14 protein-coding genes and 1 tRNA gene are annotated in these 13,763 nt (G+C 40.3%); 11 read left to right on the top strand and 4 right to left on the bottom strand.

Translation table 11 applies throughout. The features are described from left to right. Positions 1–253: 253 nt before the first annotated feature. Both ACYQ3L_RS24265 and ACYQ3L_RS24260 read left to right on the top strand, forming a co-directional pair. Positions 254–448, top strand: coding sequence for a hypothetical protein (locus ACYQ3L_RS24265; protein ID WP_459952491.1), 195 nt, complete (start codon positions 254–256; stop codon positions 446–448). A gap of 385 nt (positions 449–833) precedes the next feature. Further along, entirely contained in the window at positions 834–2,447 is a 1,614-nt protein-coding gene (locus ACYQ3L_RS24260) for a hypothetical protein (protein ID WP_379993685.1), read from the top strand. A 1,145-nt stretch (positions 2,448–3,592) separates the two neighbouring features. Here ACYQ3L_RS24260 and ACYQ3L_RS24255 read toward each other — a convergent pair. Continuing rightward, positions 3,593–3,832: a hypothetical protein gene (locus ACYQ3L_RS24255; RefSeq protein WP_380002081.1), complete on the bottom strand. Its 240-nt coding sequence runs from the start codon at positions 3,830–3,832 to the stop codon at positions 3,593–3,595. A 211-nt stretch (positions 3,833–4,043) separates the two neighbouring features. On the opposite strand from ACYQ3L_RS24255, the gene ACYQ3L_RS24250 reads away from it, so the two are divergent. The 8 genes from ACYQ3L_RS24250 (at position 4,044) to ACYQ3L_RS24215 (ending at position 10,399) form a co-directional block, all read left to right on the top strand. Further along, complete coding sequence (locus ACYQ3L_RS24250; protein WP_380002083.1) at positions 4,044–5,213, top strand: Clp protease ClpP; 1,170 nt, start codon at positions 4,044–4,046, stop codon at positions 5,211–5,213. A gap of 22 nt (positions 5,214–5,235) precedes the next feature. Continuing rightward, positions 5,236–6,108, top strand: coding sequence for a hypothetical protein (locus tag ACYQ3L_RS24245; protein ID WP_380002085.1), 873 nt, complete (start codon positions 5,236–5,238; stop codon positions 6,106–6,108). A 12-nt stretch (positions 6,109–6,120) separates the two neighbouring features. Continuing rightward, positions 6,121–6,390: a hypothetical protein gene (locus tag ACYQ3L_RS24240; protein WP_380002087.1), complete on the top strand. Its 270-nt coding sequence runs from the start codon at positions 6,121–6,123 to the stop codon at positions 6,388–6,390. Then, entirely contained in the window at positions 6,383–6,976 is a 594-nt protein-coding gene (locus ACYQ3L_RS24235) for a hypothetical protein (protein ID WP_380002089.1), read from the top strand. The genes ACYQ3L_RS24240 and ACYQ3L_RS24235 overlap by 8 nt, the downstream gene beginning before the upstream one ends. 226 nt (positions 6,977–7,202) lie before the next feature. Then, complete coding sequence (locus ACYQ3L_RS24230; protein WP_380002091.1) at positions 7,203–7,517, top strand: helix-turn-helix domain-containing protein; 315 nt, start codon at positions 7,203–7,205, stop codon at positions 7,515–7,517. A 138-nt stretch (positions 7,518–7,655) separates the two neighbouring features. Next, the gene (locus tag ACYQ3L_RS24225; RefSeq protein WP_380002092.1) at positions 7,656–8,231 is read left to right on the top strand and encodes a JAB domain-containing protein; all 576 of its coding nucleotides are present in this window, start codon (positions 7,656–7,658) and stop codon (positions 8,229–8,231) included. Between the two features lie 340 nt (positions 8,232–8,571). Continuing rightward, positions 8,572–9,867: an MATE family efflux transporter gene (locus ACYQ3L_RS24220; protein WP_379999484.1), complete on the top strand. Its 1,296-nt coding sequence runs from the start codon at positions 8,572–8,574 to the stop codon at positions 9,865–9,867. 34 nt (positions 9,868–9,901) lie between these two features. After that, positions 9,902–10,399, top strand: a complete 498-nt coding sequence (locus ACYQ3L_RS24215; protein ID WP_291113102.1) for a flavodoxin — start codon at positions 9,902–9,904, stop codon at positions 10,397–10,399. A gap of 152 nt (positions 10,400–10,551) precedes the next feature. Here ACYQ3L_RS24215 and ACYQ3L_RS24210 read toward each other — a convergent pair whose 3' ends face one another. The 3 genes from ACYQ3L_RS24210 to ACYQ3L_RS24200 form a co-directional block, all read right to left on the bottom strand. Beyond that, the gene (locus tag ACYQ3L_RS24210; protein ID WP_379999486.1) at positions 10,552–11,244 is read right to left on the bottom strand and encodes a YjjG family noncanonical pyrimidine nucleotidase; all 693 of its coding nucleotides are present in this window, start codon (positions 11,242–11,244) and stop codon (positions 10,552–10,554) included. Positions 11,245–11,366: 122 nt separating this feature from the next. Further along, the gene (locus tag ACYQ3L_RS24205) at positions 11,367–12,701 is read right to left on the bottom strand and encodes an NCS2 family permease (protein ID WP_379999489.1); all 1,335 of its coding nucleotides are present in this window, start codon (positions 12,699–12,701) and stop codon (positions 11,367–11,369) included. Positions 12,702–12,714: 13 nt separating this feature from the next. Then, positions 12,715–13,428, bottom strand: coding sequence for a DUF5020 family protein (locus ACYQ3L_RS24200; protein WP_379999491.1), 714 nt, complete (start codon positions 13,426–13,428; stop codon positions 12,715–12,717). 225 nt (positions 13,429–13,653) lie between these two features. Between ACYQ3L_RS24200 and ACYQ3L_RS24195 the strand changes: the two genes are divergently transcribed. Further along, positions 13,654–13,728: transfer RNA gene (locus tag ACYQ3L_RS24195), tRNA-Pro, on the top strand. Positions 13,729–13,763: the final 35 nt, after the last annotated feature.

Here is a 13,763-nt window from a genome sequence, read left to right as displayed (position 1 = left end):
TATTATTTTTTTGTTCTAAGTTAAAATAAAAGTGTGAGAATAAAGTTGTTTTGAGATAAAAAAATAACAGGGGGGCGTTAATGCCTGCACCATTAACTTCATGAAGGAGGTATCCGTCGGATAAAAAGTATTAAATTATTTGATATATCAATGATACCGGTTACCACAAATAAAATTAATATTTTTTAACTTATTTATTGGGGACTATTATTTATTTTTGCAGCAACAAACCAAACAATACAATTCTATTTTAATGAGTTTTTCTTTCATAAAATATACATCTACTTGCTTCAATTTTCCAACTGAATATTTGGAAGTTAGTTATATTTTATTAGAGAGAGAGAGAGAGAGAGAGAGAGAGAGAGAGAGAGAGAGAGAGAGAGAGAGAGAGAGAGAGAGAGCACACACACACACTAGCCATACCTTTCACATTTCTTATTTTGAGTAATGTCAGGGTTGTATATGCCTATATCAGCCACATTATTATCCTTGCGAGTGTATGCGTGCGCGATATATTATTTTCCGAAGTCAAAAACAAATATAAGATCCGTTTCTTTACGGACGGAAGAATTCTCATACCCCGCCATATTCTTTTTCAATCCAGCATACACATCCATCCATTCTCTGCAAAAGTTTTGATACCCTGTGAAAAGAGTGTCTCTTCATTGTCTTTACTCCTTTTTCCTTGGCCATCGCCTGGGAAAGTACCGGATAAGAATATGGGATATTGACGCTTTTACAGGAAAACGGTTATAACAGAAAGACAAAACTAATAAATATCACAGCAGACAAATTGAGAAGCCTATTTTCATAAACTAAAAAACAAAACCAGGATGAAACAAGCAAACTACAAACAAAAACACCGAAAAGGCGTAATATTTAAGATATTATCGCTGCTGGTGGCAATATTAGCTATGAGCCCTGCAATACATGCACAGGTGACCATCGGATCAAATACCGAACCGAACAACGGGGCGATGCTCGACGTCAAAAACAATGATAATACCGTAAATGCCAATGGAGGAATTAATTTTCCACGGGTGCTCATCTCCGATTTTACCCCAACCACAGATAACGATTTTGCAGCCTCGATAGGAGCTACAGACAGTTGGGACAGGCAGAAACACATAGGCCTTGTAGTCTACAATACCGGAACCCCTGCAGGTTTGCATATCTGGAACGGGACACAATGGACAGCGGTCGGTGGTGGTAGCGGAGCTTCCCCATGGAATATCTCCGGAACCTCGAATGCAGCCACATCAAATACCGATAATATTTACCAGATGGGAAGTGTATCTGTCGGAATAAGCGGGGCTGCCGATCCTACAGCAGCTTTAAATGTAGTTTCAACGAATAAAGGAGTATTACTTCCAAGAGTAGAGTTAACAAGCTCTACCGACAATGTAACTATACCCAATCCTACTACCGGCTTACTGGTATATAATACAGGAGCCAACACGAGTTTCACCACCGTAGGCTATATGTTCTGGGACGGTTCACAATGGAGGCTCTTTGCCAATGCTTCTTCAGAGGCTGGATCTGCCACCTTGAATTGCGCGGGAGCACAAATGAGCCCGGGTCAGCAGATTGTGGATGCAACTGCTATCATAGCAGGAACCGTGTTGCAAGTACCATATACGGGCGGTAACGGCGGTAGCTTTAACGGCGCCACGCTCGTTTCCACCGGCAACCCGGGTGTAACCGCTACCATCGCAGGCAGCATGTTGTCGGTAGGCAACGGTGTGCTTAACTTCTCGCTATCAGGCACACCTACGCTAGACCAGCAGGCGCCTAACGGTATTACCTTCGATCTTACACCTTTTCTGAATGCTAATACCGACATCTCCGGCTGCAATCAGGTAACCGTAGGTAACACGCTGACCGCCTCGATAGAAGAAACCGCAGTGATGGGCAATTTTATGCTCGTTACGGATAATACGGGAAATGACACGGGCACACGATATTATGCCTTGCAATGTAACTCACCCGACGGCAAGTTTTCGATAAGGGCCGAAGTACCTGTCACTCAAACCTCCGTGAGATCCGGCAACCAGTATCTTAATGTACAAGTGAGAAATAATCAGAGCTCCGCCGTACCTGTGATATGGAACTTCAATACAGACTATGGCGGCTCTCTTAGCACTATGGGGGTTTTAACTATACCATCTCAGAGATGGGGTGGCGACCAGGATAGCGGCAATAGTTGGACTAATGCCACGGGAAGCAACACCAGCAATGGAGCCTATTGGGGACAAGTAGGTATTTACGATGGTGAAAATAATGGACCTGAATACCGACGTTATACATGGATTCCGATAGGAGCAAATAATAAAGTATGCTATGAGGCTACCATTATGGTGGCGCTGGATACAACTACCCCGGCGACAGCAGTACATCCGACATTGATAAAATGCTATATTAAATTTAGTCAGGTAACAGCGCAATAGCACCGTTGAGATAATACAGATATAATGAATATAAGCTAATATGGAAATAAAATAGCTTTGTTTAAATCCCTTTATATATACTCCAAAACAAACGGGGGACGTTGAGAAACGTCCCTTATCTGCAATATGAATCAAATACCCCGGCCGGCGCAGGCCAGCAGATTTTTCTTTCTGAAAAAATCAAAGATTAAACGTGATTGTTCAATCTTTGGAAAATAATTTATCTATAGAATAAGAGCCGATAGCCTTTAGCTGTTGGCTGATAGCTCTTTGATGTATTGATTAAAGCAGTTACGAGTTACTTCGCCCTAGGGCAGTTACGAGTTACAAGTAAACGAGATGCAAATAAACAAGATACGAGATACAAGTTGTTAACTGATGACTGTTTACTGTTCACTGAAACAAGTGTTACCTTTGTTACCTTGCCCGCTCGCGCAGACGTCCCGTCTGTGTGTTGCGTAGCAAACATTTTTGCACCGTCAACAAGACACGGACTGGAAGTCCGCGCCAGCAGGACCCTCAATCCCCCAAGGGCAGGGCTGTTAAGTTCTCGACTTTGTTCTGTTATTTTCTGCTGTCATTGGCTCCGCTTCGCTCTGCCGAACGTTGTTTCTGAGTGGAACGAAGGTCTCGACCCTGAGAAACGAGATGTTTCACTCCGTTCAACATGACACAGAGGGTATAAAAAATTAGAACTTAACAGCCCTGCCCAAAGAGGACTTATATTACCCCCCAAACGATTTATATATATTAGATAGTAAGAGAGGACAGGCGCAAACGCCTTTTGTCTAAAGGGATTGAGAGAGATGCACCCCCGAACGCGCCGCAAAACGAAAACTATTTTTCTTATATTTTACTTATATCGTAGGTGAATTTTTTTTGAGGCTTTAAATGAGGTTTAAAGGGGTTTTAAATACTTTTTCTATTGCAGTGTAATATTCTAAATATCGTTTACGTAAAGCATTACGTAAAGTTTAGGTTAACTAAATTAAAGTGTCAAAATGATTTCACGGGAACGATGTTTAAATGTTAAAATATTACGCAGGCGAACAGGAAGGCGAACAACAGACGAACAAAAATTAAATATCAAAATGCTATTTAAAATATAACAGGGGAATAAACAGCGGAACAACGGCGGAACAAAATTATTTTATCAAATTGTCAGTTTTATAGGGTATTCCATCAATAAAAATAAATTCTATTTCTGAAAGTTTTATAATAGTGCTTTCGGAGGTTATAAAACAATTTATTTGCTCTGTCTCAAAAATAATCCACTTCTTTTGTATTGGAGGTTGCCACCTCCAGTATTTTTTATAGTAAGTAGCGTTTTTCCTTTCTCCGTTGTATAACACTATGTTATATTGCTGTTTATCTTTTAATTCCATGATAAAATAAAAAAAGGGTATTTCTAAAAATACCCTAAAGCCTCTCACATATCCCGAAAGATTTTGCAATGGCCGGTGGCTCTACAAAGGTAGTAAAAAAAGTTTAAAGTTTGTAAGGCTTACAAACTTTATTATAAGCTATATCAATATATTTCATTAAAATATCAAGCCTTACAAACTTTGTCATAGAATTTAAACAAAATTTTATTTTATGGCAAAAAATTCATTCAGAGTCAGTGCATTGAAACAAGGCGGGAAAGCATTGATAAGGATAACGGGAACTATCGAAGAGTCAAGTTCCGCATTATTCCAATCACAAATTGACAGCCTTATAGAAGATGGTATAAACGATGTACATCTTTACATCAATAGTGAGGGCGGTTCGTGCTTTGCCGCCGCTGAAATTGTAAATATCATTCAATCGAATTTTAGCGGACGTATTACAGGCGAGGGCGGCGCGTTGGTTGCAAGTGCCTCAACATTCATCGCATTACATTGCAGTACGTTTGTGATGCCTGAAAACGGTATGTTTATGATACACAAACCATCGGGAACTAAAGAGGGCAATGCAAGAGATTTGGAATCATTTACAAAATTGCTGCGTGATATTGAAAATCAATATTATAACGTATATAAAAATAGAGTAGTAGATGTTTCGATTTTAGACGAACAATGGAACGCGGGCGACTGGTGGATGACAGCACAGGAAGCCAAAGAAAACGGCTTTATCACGGAAGTTAAAGAGCAAATAACTATTGACAGCAAAACGGCAGCTTTGATTTCGGCGTGTGGTTGTCCCCGTTCAAAATTTCCACAAGGAAAAAGTAATCAAAAAGCAAATGAAAATACAGGCGATGAACTTACACAAATCGCTGAGGCTTTGGATTTACCTACTGATGCAACCCTAAAACAAATATTAGAAGCTATTGCCGTACTTAAAGGAGAGGAGACGCCGGAAAAAGCAGTTGAGACGGCTATTAAGGTCGGTGCAATAGAGGCTTATGAAAAAAGCGAATTCCTGATAATAGCCAAAAACAACCCTAAAACCTTGATAGGGCTTATACGTAAAAGAAAAGAGCAAACAAAATCACAATTGAATGCGAAAATAGATAAAACGTTAAATACGGCAATCCTCGAAAAACGATTTGTAGCAACGGCAAAAGGTGCATGGAAAGTATTATTTGACCTTGATTTTGATGCGGCAAACGCGGTATTACAGCATATTGAGCCATTGCAAAAGATAGATTTCAAACAACCGCATACAAGCGGCGGGAATCGTGCCGGCTGGACGCTGGACGATTACCGAAAAAAAGACCCGAAAGCATTGCTAAAAGACCCGGAACTATACGACCGATTATTAGAAAAAGAACAAATTAAATAATTATAAATCAAAGAATTTAAGTATGTCAGGACTAAAGAAAGAAGTTTGGATTAACCAACTGAAAGAAAGATTTTACCCGGATAGTTCGTTTCTCAATTATGTAAAAGATTTCAGCGCATTGGTAGATAATGATGCATTGAATTTAGCAGAGGCGGGAATCGACCCTAATGTATTGATAAATAATACAACTTACCCAATTGCGGTTGTAAAACGCGAGGACACACCTATACGCATCGAATTGGATTTGTTTGAAACAGAAAATTCCCTTGTCCGTAGACCGGAAGCTATTGAATACGCATACAACCAATTAGAGAGCGTAATAATGGGTCATCGCAACGTATTAAAAGCCACCACAGGAGCAAAAGCCGCACATGCTTACGCTCCTGATGAGAACACGGTCGATACGCCGGTAATACAAACAACAGGCGAGGCATATAAAGGGCGAAAGCGTATGTCATTTGAAGATATTTTGTATCTGAAAGAATATTTTGATAATGCAAATATACCATTAGAGAATCGTTTTCTTGTATTGAACCCCGCACATCTTACAGACTTGATATCGTTTGATATTAAGGCGTTCAAATCAATTACGGATTTTGTAAACGGACAGCCGAACCGCTTCGCTGGCTTTGGTATGCTTCAATTCTCAAAAACGGCTTATTATGACAGCGATTTGAAGAAAAAGGCTTTTGCATCCGTACCGATGGATGGTGACGGGTTTTGTTCGTTTGCGTTCCAAGGCGATGAGGTAATGAAAGCGGACGGCGATATACATATGTACGCAACGATGGACGACCCGAAAGAACGGGCGGCAATAGTGGGCTTTGATAAACGTTTTGTTGCCTTGCCTATCCGCAATAAGGGTATAGGGGCAATAGTGAGTACAAACGCTTAAAATCACATCCATATGGCTTACAATAAAGAGTATTTATTGTTGAAAATAATAGAAATACAAAATGTAGTTTTGGAAGAAAAGAAAAAGGGGTGGCGGAATCAAAAACAAATATATGAAGAACTTATCGCCCCGAAATATTTTATATCTAAATCGACTTTTGATAAGTATCTGGGCCGGAATGCAAAAAAAGAATTGGCGGAGTTAAAAGAACGTAACAGGCTGAAAGATATTGCAGCCGGGGAACGCGAAAAGGTTATTGACAGAGGGGGGTGTTATGTCTAAAAAAAACAAAGTACCCCGGTTTAAGGATATCGCGCAAAAATTAGAACGGGCACGGCCAGTAATAGCAGGGGTCGAGGGTGTTAATCATTTTAAACATAGCTTTGTGAATAATGGTTTTACCGATACTTCCCTTACTCCATGGCCTAACAAAGTCAGCCCTTTGGGTGGAAAAAGGATTTTGCAAGGTAGGACCAATTCTATGAACCTGATGCAAAGTATTCGTGTAATGGAAAGAAGCTTAGATCATTGCGTGGTAGGTACTGATATTCCATATGCCGGATTTCATAATGAGGGGGCAATTATCCGGGTGAGTATGAAAATGAAAAAATGGTGGTGGTATCAATATTATTTGCTTGCTCCTAGGGTTATGAAAAATAAAAACGGAACAATAAGCAAAGGCCGGAATAATGCCAGGGCTAACGCTAAAGCTCAATTTTGTAAAACAATGGCTTTAAAGAAAGTGGGCTCGGTGATTAGAATACCTAAGAGACAGTTTATAGGCGTCAGCGAAACTCTAAATAATAAAATGGTATGGGTTTATTACGATTATTTAAATGAATTGATAGCGAAGGCAAATATAAAGTAACTCCAATGTGCTAAAAAATAAAAGGGCGGGTGAGTTAACCCGTCCTTTTTCTTTGGCAGATTCTTGGCGTTTCCCCCGCGAACCGTAGATATGCCATAGCAGAGCCTTAGGCGGTTATCTGAATGCAAAGATATAGAAATAATCGGCTGATTATCAAATAAAATTGTAAGGTTTATAATAAAAAGGCGCGTTTGTTGTGTCTTATAATACCAAATTAAACAAGTATATGAAAGAAAAAAAAATAACGTTAGAGCAAATTGATTACAATCTACTAAAGAAAAAGGCTTACGACCTTGTAGTTATACAAGGCAGACCACAAAAGGAAGCCGCTAATATCCTTAACCTTTCGGAGAAAACATTGTCCGTATGGTCTAAATCAGGGAATTGGCAGGAGTTAAAAGCAGATAACGAAATAGTGAATTTTCGCAAATTTCTTAGTGATAAGATTTTTGACCTGATGGCAGATATTGCCCTTATTGATGATAAGGAGTTGAGAACCCGCATTGCTAACAAACTAACCGGAAAAGGGGGTGTATTATAAGTATATTGAAAAAATATATCCTCAAAAACTTGCATATCCAAAACTAAATACCTTACTTTGCTTTCGACTATTACATATTAATCTTGGGCAAAAGAAATCAACCGATTTTATTTTAACAAGATATAAGGGAACGCCCCTATGGTGGTTAGAACGAAAGAACTAACAACTTATTCGCCCTGCGTATATGTGATAGTCACACCTACGGGGGCGTTCTTATTTTATCGCAATTCTTATAAAATGACTATCAATAAGAATTCAACAAAGGCTTACAAACTGCCTAAAATCAAAGTTTCGTACAACGCCGACCCATCGGACAAAATGAAAACAATAATCAATATGGAAGACGCCGCAAAAACATTCTTACCGGTATTCAACGGGTTTATGAGGCATCACGAGGAAGTATGGGTTATGTACCTGAACCACGGACTAAAGATTATAGGCGTATCGCAGATAAGTAAGGGGGGCTATTCCGGGACGGTTATAGATATCCGTATAATCATCCAAATAGCGTTACAGTGCAACGCATCGGGTATTATAATGGCGCATAACCATCCGTCGGGTAACCTGAAAGAAAGTAGCGATGATATAGAGTCTATGAACTCCCTGAAGACAGCTTGCGGCTATTTAAATATAAATCTAGTGGATAACCTGATACTTACCGACATGGGCTATAATAGTATGATGTTAGACAAGATAAAGTTTTGGATAAGTTGAACAACAGGGCTTAATCTTTTTAACATATTTATAAAAGAGCATTGTGTTATCACAATGCTCTTTTATATTTCAAATATACTATTTTAATTAATATATTGCTGTCTTTTTGCTATATGTTTAAATATGTAAATTTTGTACATTTGGTTCTGTGTTTTGTGCGATTTGGTTTTTGCAATAATAAATAAATTCTTTTTACTACTTAATAATGAAATATATTGAAAAAAGTGTCAAGTTTGTCAACTTTTTAATGAGCTGAAATTAGACGGTAAAATAAAGAATGCCTGATTATCAATTTTTCATTCTTTATTATTAACCGATTCCTGTTATTTTTGTAACCATTATGAATAAAAGCATCCTGCGTCTGGCAATTCCGAATATTATATCCAATATTACTGTGCCGCTTTTGGGTATGGTGGATATGTATATAGTGGGCCATCTCGATTCGGAGGATTATATCGGGGCAATTGCGCTTGCGACAATGATCTTCAATTTTATTTATTGGAGTTTCTCTTTCCTGCGCATGGGGACAAGCGGATTTACGGCCCAGGCGTATGGTGCGGGTAACCAACAGGAGCAAACCAATATCCTGCTTCGTTCGCTCGCTGTAGCAACGGGGGCCGGTGTAGCTATTATACTCCTGCAATATTTCATTGCCCATGTAGGTTTTTATTTGCTGAATGGAGAGCCTGCGGTAAAAGGATACGCCCTCGACTATTTTTATATATACATCTGGGCTGCCCCGGCTATTCTGGGTATGTACACATTTAACGGCTGGTATGTGGGGATGCAGGATGCCAAAATGCCGATGGTTGTAGCCATTGGGGTTAATATAGTCAATATCGGGCTGAGTTTTGCCTTTGTCTATGGCTTTGGGATGAAGATAGAAGGGGTGGCATTGGCTTCCGTATGCGCACAGTATACGGGGCTTCTTTCGTTCCTCCTTGTCTGGAATATAAAATATGGCTGGCTGAAACAATATGCCAATCTGAAGGTGCTGAAAGATTTATCGTCTTATATTCCGTTTTTTAAGGTCAACAGTGATATTTTTATCCGTACGATGGCTCTTGTAGCCGTTACTACCTTCTTTATGTCTGCCTCCGCAAAGTCGGGTAAAGATGTATTGGCCTCCAATGCCCTATTGATGCAGTTGTTTATTCTGTTCTCATATATGATGGATGGGTTTGCCTATGCTGCCGAGGCGTTGACAGGCAGATTTATAGGGGCTAAAGACAGGATCAAGCTAAAATTCCTTGTCAGACGGCTGTTTGTCTGGGGTATTGTTATCGCTTCGTCCTTTACCCTTATCTATGTCCTCTTTCTGGATCAGATATTGGGTATTTTGACCGATAAGCAGAATATTATCGAATTCAGCAGGCAATTCCATGTCTGGGTGTATATGATTCCCTTTGCGGGCTTTTCTGCTTTCCTTTGGGACGGGGTATTTGTGGGGGCGACGGCTTCCCATCAGATGCGTAATTCCATGCTCATAGCAGTTGCCGGATTTTTTGTATTGTATTTTGCTTTTTCAGATATTTATGCGAACAATATCCTGTGGATTGCGTTTATTGTGTATCTGGCTTTGAGAGGGATAGTGCAGAGTTTTATGGCTTCTGCTATTTTGAATGATTCCAGATAGTTGATAATCAATTTAATAAATTACTTAACTTGTTATGAGCAAAATTGCAATAGTTTACGGTTCATCTACCGGGGCCACAGAAGCGGTAGCAGAAAAAATTCAGGCATTGTTTGACGATGCTGCACTTTTCAATGCGGAAAGTGTAAGCGTTGATGATTTGAAACCTTATGACTTTTTGATTTTCGGGGCATCTACGACAGGAGTAGGCGATTTACAGGACGATTGGGAAGTTCTTCTGCCTAAGGTTGAAAAGATGGATTTTACCGGAAAAAAAGTTGCTCTATTCTCACTGGGAGACAGTGCTTCATTCTCCACAAGTTTTGCGGGAGCAATGTATTACATATATAAAGCGCTGAAAGGAAAAGTTGAAATCGTGGGTTCGGTATCTACCGACGGTTATACATTCGACGACTCAGATGCTGTTATCGACGGCCGCTTTGTCGGTCTGGCATTAGATGAAGATAACGAGTACAACGAAACCGATGCACGTCTTGCTGCGTGGGTGGAAGATTTGAAGAAATATCTGGACTGATATATTATTTAAGGTTACAGACCTTTTATTACTTTGACTGGTAAAATAGCTTAAGTCAGTTAGAGCTAATAAATATAGTATTGATATTTACTGTTATTTAGTTTGTGTATATAGTAAGAAGCCGGATAATATCCAATATCCGGTTTCTGTCTTTACAGAATGTCCCTGATCTCTTCCAGTCTGGCGACTGTGTGGGTCGGCTCGAAATCTTCGGAGGACTTGTTTTTGGGGTTATACCATATCTGGTCCAGTCCGCTGTTGTAGGCCCCGCCAATGTCTGTAAACAGGTTGTCACCAACCATTATGATGTTTTCGGGTTTAACCCCGATTTCTGTCAGGGCATAAGTGAATATATCCGGATGCGGCTTGTTCACCCCGACTTTGTCGGACAGGATAACCTTATCGAAGTAAGATGAAATACCGGCGCTTTCCATCTTTATGTATTGCATTTCGGTGAAGCCGTTGGAGAGAATATGTATCCTGTAACGGGGATGCAGGTAGTCCAGCAGTTCTTTTGCGCCTTCTACCAATACGCCTTTTTTCATTATCCGGGCTATGAAATCGTCGTTTATAGCCAGAGCCTGCTCTTCGGAGACTTCTTCTATGCTGTTCAGAGGGCCTATAAAGCGTTCGCGTTGCAGTGTCTGCTTGGTGATCTGTCCTCTGCCGTAGAGTTCCCACAAATGGCTTACATTTGCGTAATAGATGGTATAGAAGTCATGGAAGGACGGGAAGTAGCGGCTGAATGCATAGTCATCATATATTTCTGTTAATGTGAGGCGGGTATTCTCTATGGTGTCTATCAGTGTGTCGTCTAAGTCGAGAAGTATGTCGCTGTATTTCATATAGGGATTATCTTTTACGCAAAGATAAGCATTTTAGTGGCAAATTGCAGATATAAAAACCAGAAGTCCCTCCGGTCGGTTAAGAGGGGAGGGACTGTGAGTTATATCATCATGTTGTTTGTTCAACCGGCGGCATTACTCATGATATGAGATGCATCCAGAATTATCTTTAACAGGAATAATATGGCGATTACATATACTGTGGCTGATACATCTTTGTATTTTCCGGCGCATACCTTAATGAAAGCGAAGCTTAGCATACCAAATACAATACCTTCGGCAATGCTATAAGTGAAAGGCATAAATACGATGGTAAGGAATGCGGGAAGTCCCTCGCTCATGTCACTGAAGTTAATCTTGGCTACAGAAGAGATCATAAACAGCCCGACAATAATAAGAGCCGGAGATGTAGCTGCTGCCGGAACCATCAGGAATAACGGAGCAAAGAACAGGGCAAGTATAAACATCATAGCGGTACTGACAGAGGTTAGTCCGGTACGTCCGCCCGATGCTACGCCTGATGCGCTTTCCACATATGCGGTAATGGTGCTTGTACCTAAGATAGAGCCTACTGTAGTTCCTAATGCATCGGAGAACAGAGCTTTTTTCATTTGAGGGAAGTTGCCGTCTTCATCGGCCAGCCCTGCTTTGGAAACAACGCCGATCAATGTGCCTACAGTGTCGAAGAGGTTAACGAACAGGAGGGTGAATACCACCACTAGCATATTGAACGATAAGATATGGTCCCATTCGAATTGGGCAAAGATAGGTGCGATAGATGGCGGTGTACTGATGATACTGGAGTCTGGTAGTGTTACATCGCCCAGAATGATACCGAAGATAGTTGCCACAACTATTCCGATCAGTATGGAGCCGTTTATGTTCCTTACGAATAGTACAGCAGTAACAATCAGACCTAAGAAGGCGATCCATACGCTATGTTGGGAAAAGTCACCCAGTGCGACCAGTGTGGCCGGGCTTGACACCACTATTCCGGCATTCTTTAGTCCGATCAGAGTGATAAAGAGACCTATCCCGACAGGTATGGCGTCTTTCAATACCTTCGGTATGCTCTTTACTATCAACTCCCGTACATTGAAGAATGTGAGGAGTATAAAGATGATGCCTTCGATGAATACAGCAGTCAGGGCAAATTGCCAGGAATATCCCATTACGCCGCAGATGGTGAATGCAAAGAAAGCATTTAAGCCCATTCCGGGAGCTTGCGCTATCGGAAGTTTGGCGTAGAGAGCCATCATCAGGGTCGCGAAGATTGTAGCCAGAGCTGTTGCAGTGAACAGGGCGTCTTTGTCCATACCGGTAGTCGATAATATACTAGGATTGACTATCAGTATGTATGACATGGTCAGGAAAGTAATAAGCCCGGCAAGAAGTTCCTTGCGGATGGTGGTCTTATTCTCTGTTAGTTTGAACGTTTTTTCGAGGAGATTTTTCATTGTTTTTCAAATCTTAGAAGTTCCACTTAGCGGCTATTGTAGGGTTGATATAGGCCTTGTCTTTCTTCGTGAGGAAATTATTGCTGATTTCTATTTCACTACCTAAAGCCAGGTTAGGGGTAACATTATACCAGAACTGAGGTTCGGTCAGGAATACGATTTCTTTACCGCTTTGGGTATCCGCATGGGATTTAGCCTTGTTTTGTGTCCAGACATCCATGAAGCCGCAAACCCTGAATTTGTTGTCGCATAAGTCGACACCCCATGTAACGGTCCATTGTACGTCATTACTTACTTTCTCAAAAGCATTGTATTTATATACAACATACGTTCCTAAAATGGCTTTACCTACCATTGTAGAGTATGATGCACCGGCCATGTACGCATTTGCTATTGAGAACCCAAAGCTTTTGGCATTTCCTACTCCTCCATTAAACTCGACATGAGCCATAACGGGACTTTTGCCTAATTTAATGTCGCGGGCAATTTCGAGATACATAGTACCAATGTTTCCCCGGCTTTGGTTAAAATCCAAATCCACAAACATAAATGTCGAACCCCATTTATCAGGCTTGAACATTTCAAATGTTGCCGTGAAATAGTTTTTTTCGGAGATTTTGTCTCCATGTAATGCATGACGCGGATCGAAATGCAGTTGAAGATTTTGCGCATACGCTGAAAATGAAAGCATTAGTAGCCCTAAAGAAAAGAATACCTTTTTAACCATAATTATAAGATTTGAGATTTAGATGCAAAAATAAACAAAAAAACCACCTGTTGATATTTCATCTGCTATTTAACAGAATAAATTTATCTATGCTATTTTATATGGTATTAAAATGCTTATTTATATAAGAATTAAAAAGTGACGAAAAATATGTTTCGTAATTTTTTGTTTATTTGTTTTGAAATATAAAAAAATGTCATACCTTTGCACCGCTATACGAAAAAACGGGATGTAGCGCAGTCCGGTTAGCGCACCTGCTTTGGGAGCAGGGGGTCCCAGGTTCGAATCCTGGTATCCCGACGGAAAACAGCAAGGGGGTCAGATATTATATCTGA

The sequence above is a fragment of the Dysgonomonas termitidis genome, from assembly GCF_054657735.1.
The sequence above is the reverse complement of the archived record's forward strand: the minus strand, read 5'-3'. Positions and strand labels throughout refer to the sequence as shown.